At 34.0% G+C, this 12,576-nt stretch carries 10 protein-coding genes; 5 read left to right on the plus strand and 5 right to left on the minus strand.

Annotated features, from left to right (window positions below; all coding sequences use genetic code 11):
- The first annotated feature begins 254 nt into the window (after positions 1-254).
- From V5784_RS03195 to V5784_RS03205, 3 genes are all read left to right on the plus strand, one after another.
- Positions 255-1,646, plus strand: coding sequence for a PLP-dependent aminotransferase family protein (locus V5784_RS03195; RefSeq protein ID WP_336887606.1), 1,392 nt, complete (start codon positions 255-257; stop codon positions 1,644-1,646).
- 144 nt (positions 1,647-1,790) lie between these two features.
- Positions 1,791-2,867, plus strand: coding sequence for an alanine--glyoxylate aminotransferase family protein (locus V5784_RS03200; RefSeq protein ID WP_336887607.1), 1,077 nt, complete (start codon positions 1,791-1,793; stop codon positions 2,865-2,867).
- 56 nt (positions 2,868-2,923) lie between these two features.
- A complete protein-coding gene (locus tag V5784_RS03205) occupies positions 2,924-6,361 on the plus strand; it encodes a pyruvate carboxylase (protein WP_336887608.1) in 3,438 nt (1,145 codons plus the stop codon).
- 28 nt (positions 6,362-6,389) lie between these two features.
- Here the strand turns inward: V5784_RS03205 and V5784_RS03210 are convergent, their stop codons facing one another.
- The 5 genes from V5784_RS03210 to V5784_RS03230 all read right to left on the minus strand — a co-directional run bounded on the left by V5784_RS03210 (position 6,390) and on the right by V5784_RS03230 (position 11,064).
- Positions 6,390-7,988 (minus strand): ABC transporter permease subunit, encoded by a 1,599-nt coding sequence (locus V5784_RS03210; RefSeq protein ID WP_336887609.1) that lies wholly within the window; start codon positions 7,986-7,988, stop codon positions 6,390-6,392.
- Positions 7,978-8,745, minus strand: a complete 768-nt coding sequence (locus V5784_RS03215) for a phosphonate ABC transporter ATP-binding protein (RefSeq protein WP_336887610.1) — start codon at positions 8,743-8,745, stop codon at positions 7,978-7,980. Before V5784_RS03215 ends, V5784_RS03210 begins: the two co-directional genes overlap by 11 nt.
- A gap of 11 nt (positions 8,746-8,756) precedes the next feature.
- A complete protein-coding gene (locus tag V5784_RS03220) occupies positions 8,757-9,656 on the minus strand; it encodes a putative selenate ABC transporter substrate-binding protein (protein ID WP_336887611.1) in 900 nt (299 codons plus the stop codon).
- A gap of 212 nt (positions 9,657-9,868) precedes the next feature.
- Complete coding sequence (locus tag V5784_RS03225) at positions 9,869-10,336, minus strand: DUF819 family protein (protein ID WP_336887612.1); 468 nt, start codon at positions 10,334-10,336, stop codon at positions 9,869-9,871.
- On the minus strand, positions 10,327-11,064 hold the full coding sequence (locus V5784_RS03230; protein ID WP_336887613.1) for a DUF819 family protein: 738 nt from the start codon (positions 11,062-11,064) through the stop codon (positions 10,327-10,329). The genes V5784_RS03225 and V5784_RS03230 overlap by 10 nt, the downstream gene beginning before the upstream one ends.
- A 335-nt stretch (positions 11,065-11,399) precedes the next feature.
- Between V5784_RS03230 and V5784_RS03235 the strand changes: the two genes are divergently transcribed.
- Both V5784_RS03235 and V5784_RS03240 read left to right on the plus strand, forming a co-directional pair.
- Positions 11,400-12,089, plus strand: a complete 690-nt coding sequence (locus tag V5784_RS03235; protein ID WP_336887614.1) for a YjjG family noncanonical pyrimidine nucleotidase — start codon at positions 11,400-11,402, stop codon at positions 12,087-12,089.
- 58 nt (positions 12,090-12,147) lie between these two features.
- The gene (locus tag V5784_RS03240) at positions 12,148-12,378 is read left to right on the plus strand and encodes an NAD(P)H-dependent oxidoreductase subunit E (RefSeq protein WP_336887615.1); all 231 of its coding nucleotides are present in this window, start codon (positions 12,148-12,150) and stop codon (positions 12,376-12,378) included.
- Positions 12,379-12,576 lie beyond the last annotated feature (198 nt).

The raw sequence follows: 12,576 nt of genomic DNA on the forward strand, positions 1-12,576 counted from the left end.
GATCTTAAATTTAAACTTAGAAGAGTAAGTTTTTCGTGTATTCATAATCAAAATCCCCCATATTGTTTTCTTAAATTATACCCTATTTTTTTGCTTAAGGTTAAACACTCTTTGTATGAATTTATACGACCATTATATATCTCCTATTTATCCTCCTCTATAATGTTTTTCTTTGACACTATCATACGCTTCATATATAATATATTCAATCATAAGGATTAAAAGTGTACCGATACAATAAAGGAGATAAAAAGATGAATTTAGATAATCAACAGATACTATATCTTCAAATATATGAAAAAATTAAACATGATATTATCGAGAATAAATATGCCGAACACGAAAAACTCCCATCCATTCGAAATTTAGCTAAAAAATTAGAAGTCAATAATATAACCATTGTAAAAGCCTACGATATCCTAGAAAAAGATCGATATGTCTATAAAAAACGGGGAAGTGGAGTCTATATAAACAACCTTAATGCTAAAAAGAATGTATTAGAAGAAGAAATTCTTATGGAAACTTTTAAATACGGTAAATTAGAGGTAGAGGGGGAGATTAATTTTGCCAACAGTAATCCCAATGGGAATTATTTTCCAATTACAAAATTTAAAGACTGTATAAATTATGTAATAGACAGAGACCAAGAAAAAATATTTGCCTATGAAGATCCAAAGGGTTATTCAGGATTACGAAATATTATCTCTAAACATTTAAAAGTTGAAGAAATAATAAGCGACCCCGAAGATATCCAAATAATCTCTGGAGCCCAGCAGGGAATAGATCTCATAACCAAATCTTTAATTCACTTAGGAGATAGTGTGATTATTGAAAACCCTAGTTATTCCGGAGCTATTACCTCTTTTAAAAGAGGAGGAGCCAAGATTATAGACGTCCCATTATTAGGAGACGGCATGGACTTAAAGGTTTTAAAAAACATTCTATCTAAGAAAAAAATATCATATCTATACCTTATGACAAATTTTCATAATCCCACTGGAATCTCCTACTCTAAAAAAAAGAAACTAAAACTTTTAGAATTAGCTAAAAAACATGATTTTTATATAATCGAGGATGATTCTAGTTCTGATCTCTACTATAAGGATAAACCTTTTTCACTAAAATCTATGGATATAGATGAAAGAGTCATATATATTAAAAGTTATTCTAGGATATTTATGCCAGGTCTCAGATTAGGATTCCTCATTGCTCCCAAGGAAAAATTAAAATATATTTCTTTCACCAAATACCATACAGACATCTCTACTCCTGGTTTAATACAGAGAGCCTTTGAGCACTACCTAAGTTCCGATTCATGGGAGACCCACACTAAAAAATTGAGGTCTATCTATAAGAAAAAATTTGAAATATCCTATAATCTATTAAAGAGAATTGAACATCTTAAACTATTTGCAGTTCCCCAAGGGGGATTATATTTTTGGGTGAAAGTGGATAAGGTCACCAGCGAAGCTCTTTTTTTGAAAGCCCTGCAAAAAAAAGTAGGAATTCTACCCGGTTCTATCTTTAAACTGAATGAAAAAAGCGATGGATGGGTGAGACTTTGTTTTGCTGATGTGGAGATAGATGACATAAAAAAAGGATTAAAAATTTTAAAAGAATCTATAGAAGAACTCTATAATTTATAATCCTTCAACAATTCATATTTTTTTCATCTAAATACTATAGTATTTAGATATTTTTCTTATCATACTTTTTTTAGTATAATAAGAATGAATTTAATTTAACTGTAAGTGAACATCATTTATTATATATATTTGGAGGGGATTATATTGAAAAAACTCTTAATGACACCAGGACCTACCAATGTTCCTAAAGAGATCAGAAAAAAAATGGCTGAAGATGTCATCCATCACAGGATGGCAGACTACAAAAAACTATTCAGTGAGGTCAGCGAAGATTTAAAACACCTTTTCAAAACCAAACAGGAAGTTCTTACGTTAACCTGTTCCGGTACTGGAGTTATGGAGGCCGCCGTTGTAAATTTATTTTCAAAAAAAGAAAAAGTACTGGTAATAAATACAGGACATTTTGGACAGCGATTTGTAGAGATTGCAACTATCTACGACCTTAACGTTATCGAGCTAAAATATGAGTGGGGTTCTACCTATGATTTAAAAGACATCCAGAATATAATCCTAACTAATCCAGATTTAAAGGGAATTTTTATGACCCATAGTGAAACTTCTACTGGAGTTTTAAATGATATTCAAAATATCGGAAATCTTACAAAGGATACAGATATTCTTTTAGTTGTAGATTCTGTCAGCGGTATGGTTGTAAATCCCTTGGAATTTGACGATTGGTCCCTTGACTGTGTCATTGCTGGGAGTCAAAAAGGTTTTTTACTTCCTCCGGGTCTAGCATTTGTAGCTCTTAGTGAGAAGGCCAAAAAAGCTATGGAAAAATCAACCTTACCTAAATTTTATTTTGATTTAAAAAAATATATTAAATTTTTAAAAGAGAAACAGCAAAACCCTTATACCCCGGCTATTACCTTGGTAGTGGGACTTAAATGTGCCTGTAATCTTCTTTTGGAGGAAGGATTAGATTCTATCCAAGCAAAACATACAAAACTTCGAGAATATCTAGGAGCAGAACTTATAAAACTTGGATTTGAATACTTTGTAAAAGATGAAAAAGCTAGAGGTAATACTCTAGTTGCAGTAACCCATACAGGAATTCAAAATATGGATAAATTTCGAGAGGCAGTCGACAAAAACGGTGTGAGTCTTGCAGGCGGTCAGGGAAATCACGCTGGAAAACTCCTTCGAATAGGTTGTCTTGGAAGAATAACTGAAACAGAAATAGATAGAACAATAGAAGAAATAAAAAATAATTTAATATGAAATTATTGTAAATTAGATTAATATCACATATCTTTTCATTATAGATGGAGGTTGGAATGAGTAGAAAATTTAAAAGAATTTTAATTGCAAACCGTGGTGAAATTGCAATAAGAGTTATAAGAGCATGTAAAGAACTTGGAATAAGAACAGTTGCTATCTATACCGAAGAAGACAAAACATCTCTTTTCAGAACAAAAGCAGATGAATCTTATCAAATTGGTAAAGGTAAAGGACCTATCGAGGCATACCTTGATATTGAGGAGATAATTAAACTTGCTCTTAAAAAAGGGGTAGACGCAATCCATCCTGGGTACGGATTCCTTTCTGAAAACCCTGAATTTGCAAAGAAATGTAGTGCGGCAGGGATAGAATTTATAGGACCAACTGCTGAAATGATGGAAAGTTTAGGAAATAAAATACAGTCTAAAATAGTTTCTTCAAAAGCTGGAGTCCCTACTATTCCTGGTGTGGATAAAACTGTAGGTTCCGAAGACGAAGCAATTGAATTTGCAAGAATCTGTGGATACCCTATAATGCTCAAAGCAGCTGCCGGTGGAGGCGGACGTGGGATGCGTATAGTAAGAGAAGAATCTGAGCTTATTTCTTCTTACAGGAGTGCAAAAAATGAATCTAAAAAAGCTTTTGGTATCGATGATATGTTTATAGAAAAATACATTGAACACCCCAAACATATCGAGGTTCAGATTCTTGGTGACAAACACGGAAATATATTCCACCTTTTTGAAAGAGATTGTTCTATACAAAGAAGGCACCAAAAAGTTATTGAGATAACTCCTGCACTTACATTAACTGAAGAAAAAAGACAAGAAATATGCAATGATGCATTAAAAATCGCAAAAGAAGTTGGTTACGTAAACGCCGGTACATTGGAATTTTTAGTTGATAAACATGGAAACCATTATTTCATCGAGATGAATCCTAGAATTCAAGTCGAACATACAATTACTGAAATGGTCACTGGTATCGACTTAGTTCAAAGCCAAATACTTATTGCTGAAGGATATGCATTAACTTCAGAAGAGATAGGAATTTCTTCTCAAGATGCTATTCAACCTAGAGGATTCTCCATCCAGTGCAGGGTAACCACTGAAGATCCTGTAAACGACTTCGCACCTGACACAGGTAAAATAGACATTTATAGAACTGGGTCTGGGATAGGTATCCGTCTCGACGGTGGGAACGGATATGCTGGTGCTGTTATAAGCCCTTATTACGATAGCTTGCTTGTAAAAGTCATATCTCATGGGAATTCATTTAAAGATGCCATAAGAAAAGCCCTTCGTTCTATAAAAGAAACTAAAATTACTGGTGTGAAAACAAACATCGATTTCTTAATAAATGTATTAAATCACCCTAACTTTGCAAGGGGTGACTTTACCACAGCATTTATACCTGAACATCCAGAACTTTTTGATATCTCTCTAAAAAGAGACTATGAAGGAAATTTTCTTAAATTTATAGCTGAGAAAGTTGTAAATGAAACTCATGGTGTTAAAACAGAGTTCGACGTACCGCATATACCTAATGCTCCTAGACCTGAAAAACTTTCTGGTACAAAACAGATCCTTGAAGAAAAAGGTCCAGAGGGTGTAGTTGAATGGATTAAAAACCAAAACAAACTGCTTCTTACAGATACAACAATGAGAGACGCCCACCAATCATTAATGGCTACCCGTGTAAGAACAACTGATATGTTGAAAATAGCTAGGGATACATCCATCCTTGGAAAAGACCTTTTCTCAATCGGAATGTGGGGAGGAGCTACTTTTGATGTTTCATACAGATTCTTAAAAGAATCTCCTTGGGAAAGATTGAAAGAAATAAGAAAAAGAGTTCCAAATGTGCTTCTTCAAATGCTTATCAGAGGTTCTAATGCAGTGGGATATAGAAACTATCCTGACAATGTAATCGAAGAATTCATAAAAGAAGCTTCTGACAGTGGTATTGACCTTTTCAGAATATTTGATTCTTTAAACTGGATTAAAGGAATGGAAGTTCCTGTCAGAGAAGTTATTAAAAATGGAAAAATTGCTGAAGTATGTATCTGTTATACAGGAGATATCCTAGATAAATCCAAAACTAAATACACCCTTGACTACTATATAAAAAAAGCAAAAGAAATAGAGGCTATGGGAGCACATATACTTGGAATCAAAGATATGTCAGCTCTACTAAAACCATATGCAGCGAAAAAACTTATAAAAGCACTTAAAGAAAATATATCTATCCCTATACACCTACACACACATGACACTACAGGAAATGGAGTTGCAACTGTCCTAATGGCAGCTGAAGCAGGGGTTGACATCATAGATACTGCTTTTGATGCTATGTCTGGGCTCACAAGCCAGCCTTCTCTGAACTCTGTAGTTGCAGCTCTAGAAAATACTGAAAGGGATACAAAAATAAATCTTGATGATATTCAACAGATCTCCAATTATTGGAATGTAGTAAGACCTGTATATGCTCAGTTTGAATCTGGATTGAAATCCGGTTCTACAGAGATCTATAAATATGAGATCCCTGGCGGACAGTACTCAAATCTAAAACCTCAAATCGAAAGTTTTGGGCTTGGACATAGGTTCGATGAAATTAAGGAAATGTTTAAGAAAGTTAATCTACTCGTAGGAGACATAGTAAAGGTAACTCCATCATCAAAAATGGTAAGTGACCTTGCTATATTCATGGTTCAAAGCAGCCTAACTCCTGAGAATATTATTGAAAAAGGAAAAGATCTTGCTTTCCCTGATTCAGTAGTCGCTTACTTCAAGGGGATGATGGGACAGCCAGAAGGTGGATTCCCTAAAGATCTTCAGAAAATAGTGCTTAAAGGTGAAGAACCTATCACATGTAGACCAGGTGAACTTTTGCCTTCTGAAGATTTTAATAAAATTAAAGAATACTTAAAAACAAAACACAAAATAGATGCGACTATGCAGGATGCACTGAGTTATGCTCTATATCCAACTGTATTTGAAGATTACTTGAAATACATAAAAGAACATGGTGATTTTAGCAAACTAGGAAGCGATATATACTTCCACGGTCTTGCAGAGGGAGAAACATGTGAAATCAGTCTTAAAAAGGGTAAAATAATGGTTGTAACACTCCTTCAGATATCGAAGCTCGACAACAAAGGTTATAGAACCGTAACATTTGAAGTAAACGGTAATAGAAGAGAAACAAAAATAAAAGATAAGACTCAGTTGGCTTCTTCTGTATCAACCGAAATTGTAAAAATGGTAGATTCTGACAACGAATTACAGATAGGTGCTAGTATCCCTGGAGCTATCATAGAAGTACTCGTTAGCAAAGGAGATACAGTAAAGGAAAATCAAAAATTAGTTATCATAGAAGCTATGAAAATGGAAACAACTGTCACCGCAAAAACAGGGGGGATTGTAGAGGAAATTTTTATAAAAGAAGGTAAAATAGTAGAATCCGGAGAACTTCTCATCCAACTTTCTAAATAAAATTAAAATAATTCACAGAATAAAAACCTCATATATGAGAAACCCTATCCCTAAGAAAAATGCAAATAAGATCTGCTAGTACAACCAAAAATAGATAGCATAGCAAAATCAATGTGATCTCTGTATATCTAAAAAAACTCATACTGAGTCTAAACTGCTGTCCTAAACCTCCTGCACCTACAAATCCTACAACTATTGTTGTTCTTATAATCACTTCCCACCGATATAAAATATAAGTGATAAATTTAGGCATAATTGCCGGAAACACTCCGTAAATGAGAAGCTGACCTGTAGTAGCACCAGAGGATGATAGGTTGCGAATTGGTTTAAGGTTCATGTCTTCTATAACTTCGGAACATAATTTTCCTAAGATACCAAAATTATGTAAGGACAGAGCCAGAGCTCCAGTAATTATTCCTGGTTTTAAAATAAAAACAATAAGGGTTGCCCAAATAAGTTCAGGAATAGCCCGAGAAAATATATATGCTCCTCTGATAAACAAAAATAATATTTTGGAATACCATCTTTTTTTTAAGGTAAGTTCTCCATTAGCAGCATTTTTAGCTGCAGGAATCACAACTATTCCCATAGATATAGTAGAAAGGGATATAGCTAAAACACTCATTTTCAGGGTGTCCCATGTGAGATAGATGGTATTTTTTAATATCTCCGGATCTTTAAAAGCAGAATCCTCTCCAAATATATTGAACAGTCTCCCTAAAAATCTCTTTCCATAGAATATATTTCTGCTAGAGAAGAATGCACCTAAATCTGCCCCCTCAAAAACAAATATAAAATACCATGAGCCTATTACCATTGCTAAAAAAAGTCCATTGGATATCCTAGAAAATTTACCTCGAATTGTATTACTCCAAATTTCTATAAGGATAACCAACCCAACTAAGAAATATATATAAGTCCAAACTTCGTTGTATTCCAGATCATTCAGTGAAAGGTGGATTTGGTATCCTAACCCTCCTAATCCCACAAAACTCATGATTGTAGATGATCTTACAGCACACTCTAACCTATACATAGTATAGCTGATCATATTAGGAATTGCTGCAGGCAGATATCCATAGATGAAGACCTGTATATTAGAAGCTCCATTAGTCTTAAGGGCTTCTAAAGGTTTTTTTGGTACATCATTTAATATATCTGAAAATATCCGTCCCAGAGTTCCTCCGTAAGATATGGCTATAGCAAGTATAGCAGAAAATGGAGACAGACCTATGGCTGCCACAAAAAACCAAGCCCAAATAAGTTCGTGGATTGCCCTCATACAACTCAAAAGCGAACGAAAAATCCCCATGGAAAAAAACTTATAAAATCTTCGCTCAGCAAGGATTCCAGAGGCTAAAGTCCCCAGAATAAAAGCTATAAAAAGTGCCAAAGACAGACCACTTACAGCATATACTATGGTTTTCACTGTGGAAGCTGCGGCTAATTTTAAAACCTCTTTAGACAAATCTGGGTATACACCAGCTTTAAGGATTCCCTTCAAGGTGTCCACTCCTCCAGAATGAACTACTTCCCTCCAATTACCAGCACCTATAAGGCTAAATATTAAAATAGCAACTGGCATTATCAAAAAAATAATTTTTTTAAAAAGTTTTTTATCTTTCATGGACTATCTCATCTCCCACAAAACTATAAAGGGATGAGAGTTTTTCCTCTGTAACTTCTTTGGGCTTCAGATCAAAGAAGACCACACCATCTTTTAAAGCAATTATTCGTGTAAAATATTTTTTAGCATATTCCACTGAATGAAGGGAGGCTATCAGTGTTTCATTTTCTTCATCAGCTAAGTTTACCAGCAGTTTAAGGATATCTTCAGCTCTTTTAGGATCTAAAGAGGCTACAGGTTCATCCGCTAAAATAACTTCTGGATTTTGAATCAGTATTCTTGCAAGTGCTACCCTTTGCTGCTCTCCTCCAGACAGGGTTGATGTTTTTCTATATATTTTATGAGTCAATCCCACTCTGGTTAAAGCTGAGACTGCTTTTTTTTTATCCTGAGGCACAAAAAGAGAGAAAAGAGATTTAAAGAATCCCCACTCTCCCAGTCGTCCTGCCAAAACATTATTAATCACAGACAGCTCTCCTACCAAATCAAAGTGCTGACGAATAATACCAACTTTCCTATGGAACTTTTTCTGGGATATCCAGGCATCTATTGGAATGCCGTGGATACAGACATCCCCTTTATATGTATCTATTGTTCCAGATAATATCCCCAAAAGGGTAGATTTCCCTGCTCCGCTGGATCCTATCACAGCTACCTTTTCCCCTAATTTTATGGAAAGTTCAGGCAGTGAGAGCACCACTTTCCCGTCATATACCTGAGATAAGTTCGTTATTTTAAAAATGTTTTTAGAATTCATATTAACCACCACTACTTAATTATATTTAATTTTTTTGCTACAGAACTGATAGCATCATAATTTTCATTTTTACTCTCAATAAATTTATCCGTTTGGAATAAATCCATTATTTCCTTCTTATCATTTCCAATGGACAACAGTGCCGCCTTTACTTTTTCCTTTGTACCCAAACCAAAAACAGTATCGACATCATTTATAGTCCAGTTATAGTCGTAGTAGGCAGGTGTTATATAAAAAACATCGATTTGATTTAAATCAACTTTTTTTTGAGCCACAGCACTCTCCCAGACAGCTTCATTGAGAGCTCCAGCTTGGAAAGCACCAGATTCAACAAGTTTCCAGGTCTTATCATGAGATCCAGAATAATTAGGAGCCCCATCTAAATCTCTGTCAGCATCTATCCCATTTTCTCCCATAAAAAACCTAGGCATTAGATGCCCAGAAGTAGAGCTTTCACTTCCAAATGTAAACCTTTTACCTTTTATATCGCGAAGCTGAGTGATATTTAATTTCTTTTGAGCTATAAAAACAGAGTGAAACTCCTCGTCTCTGGGTCTTTGAGCAATAGCCTCTGAATTAGGAGTAAGGTTTCTAGCCTGAACACCAGTAAGTCCACCAAACCATGCTAGATGAATCTCGCCCCTTTCAAATGCAGTCACAAGAGCACTATAATCAACAGTTGGCACATATTTAACCTCCAAGTCTGTTTTGTCTCCTATATATTCAGCCAACTCCTCCAAACGTCTGTTGAGTTTAGAAGCATTTTGATCTGGAATACCTCCGATCTTAAATACTATTTTTTCTTTATTTAATTTTATTTCAGACTCTGCTACACCTTCATTATTTTTATTGCATCCTCCTATCGCAAGCAACAAAATTGACATCAATAAAACAATAATTCTTTTTTTCATCTTTTACCCCCTAATAATATTAACCAAATATTTTTTTGACTTCTACATATTATCGAATAAATTACAATTTTTGTCAAGAACCTATTTTACCTGCCATCCTATATTTGTTAGGTTTTCTACAAGTGATTTTTAATTACTAGATTTGTACACATTTTTAAATTCAATAGATAAAAAAAAGACAGGTATTAAATATACCTGTCTCTCCTGCCATTTTATACCAGTGAAAATAACAGTTTAGCCACTATTAGTCCCATCCCTGTTCCTATAATTGCCCCTAGCATTCCCATCAATACTCCTACTGGAACTAAGGCATCATTGTATGCTCCTGCAATTACTGGAGCTGATGCAACTCCTCCAATATTTGCCACCGATGCTACGCAGCAAGTAAATAGGTCAAACTTAAAGATCTTCGCAAAGATTGCCATGATAAGTGCATGAATTCCCAAGATACATGCTCCTGCAAGGATATAAACTGGTGCCTCTGTCAATTCTGCAAAGTTAGCAGATGAAGCTATAAGTCCAATCAATGTATATAGAAATATATTAGATAATTGTTTGGTTCCTGGAACCTTACTAAGTGGCGACATTCCACCCACAATCCCCATAACTGTAACCAGTAATATAGACCAAGTTGTACTGTTTAAAAAATTACTCTGTGGTAAATACTGTCCTAAATCCATACACAAAATGCTCCTGCTCCTAAAGCAAGTGCCAATGTACCAAATAGATCTAAAAATGTAACTTCCTTTACAATCTCTTCATCTAATGCAGCTAGATGCTGAGAAAGTTCTTCAACTATTTTGGTATCAGCTTTATTAAATTTATTAAAGGCCATTATTATTTTACTCGATCCAACAAAGAATAGTAAAAGCATGATCCAAATTGAATAATCTATAGAATCTATCAGTAGAGTATACCCCATTCCTACATCATCTAAATTCAATGCCTGTTGTACCGCTACCATGTTTTGAGTTCCGCCTATCCAAGAACCTGATAGTGCTCCGAAAGCCTGCCAAGAATTATCAGCTAACTTATCTTTAAAAATCATAAATGTTACTACAAATCCAATCATTATACTAAATGTCGCTGAAAAAAATGCCAAGATCATCTTTGGTCCTAACTTCAAAATATGCCTTAAATCACATTTTAATAACATTAAAAATATCATAGACGGTAAAATAGCACTCTTCATTGCATTCCTTGCTGCTCCTGCTCCTGTCTTTACTCCGTCAATAGATAGTGACCAAAAACCAAAAGTAGACATTAACATTACTCCAAAATAAATAATTACCAGCGGTGGAATAACCTCAAAAAATTTTGTCTTAGATTTCAACTTTTCCTCAACAAAGAATACCCCTGTTGCGAAACAAACTATAAATGCTATAAAACTGTAACCTGATGTAATCATAAAAATAACTCCCCCTTTAATATTTTTCATATTGTTAAAAATTACACAATCTTATAATATAGATATATACCATTTCTACTCTGCCCTGCCAACTAGAATCCTCAATCATAACGTCTGTTTTTGCCGCTTATCGTTCTCAAAACGGGCGTTTTAATGGCTCATTGTTTTAACTATGACCTCATTCTCTCAGTGAATCCTATATTTATATAAGAATATTTTCTCCTACATCTAGATCAAGACTCCTCTTTTATACCTCTGAGGGCAATTTTAGCAGAATTTCCCCTTTTAATACTTGTCATGTTATAATTAGAAAAATAATTATATGGGGTGATATTATGAAATATGAAATTATAATATTTGATGCAGATGAAACTTTATTCGATTTTAAAAAAGCTGAAAAAAAAGCTTTTAAAAAAACTATCATTGATTTTGGTATAGAATACGATGAGGACTATCATTTTAAAATATATAAGGAAATAAATACGACCATCTGGAAGGAACTGGAAGACGGACTCATCACTCAAAAAAAATTAAAAACGGAAAGATTTAAACTATTATCAAAAGAATTAAAAATTAAATTTAATGAAGTTGAATTTGCAAATTTATTTATGAAACATCTGTCACAAGCATCTTTTTTATATGAGAAAAGTGAGGAGCTTGTTAAAGATCTGACTAAAAATTACAGGCTTACCATCTTTACAAATGGTCTCAGTGCTGTTCAAGATAATAGGATAAAAAAATCTATTCTTGCTGAATACTTTGAAGATATGGTGGTTTCTGAAGAAATAGGTATATCTAAGCCGAACCCAAAAATATTTCAACATGCTTTAAAGAATATTAACTATACCAATAAAAATAAGATATTAATTGTCGGTGATAGCCTGACATCCGATATCCAGGGTGGAATAAATTTTGGTATAGATACATGCTGGTTTAATCCGACAAGGAACTCCAATGAGCTAGGAATAGAACCAACCTACATTATCTCTGATTTGATGGAACTTAAGGAAATTTTAAAAAAATAGATTTATATAAAAGTCCTCCTATAGGCTAGAATTATCTAGCCTATAGGAGGACTTTCATTTGAATAATTTTATTTTGTATGTGTATAAAGATAGTTCTTTAATACCTATATTGCAAGAAGTACAAAACTTAAACGAGGAAAAATATATCTCGGAAGAGATGGCGAAATATGTAACTACTGAAATGAAATTTTCTAAGACTAGAATCTATGAAGTGATGACATTCTTTTCTGCACTGAATGACAAACCTAAGGGTAAATATTTCATACAACTCTGCAAAAGTCCAGTATAGATCAAGTATTGACTGCTATAGATGATGAATTACATGTAATAGTTCAGATAGCACCAGCAGTAAGAGTAAGTCTAGGGGAACTATTTAATTTAGAACCTGGAAATATCACAGACGGTCTATAATGGTCGTATAAATTCATACAAAGAGTGTTTAACCTTAAGCAAAAAAATAGGGTATAATTTAAGAAAACAATATGGG

It is taken from the genome of Psychrilyobacter sp., assembly GCF_037132775.1.
In the GTDB taxonomy this organism is placed as follows: domain Bacteria; phylum Fusobacteriota; class Fusobacteriia; order Fusobacteriales; family Fusobacteriaceae; genus Psychrilyobacter.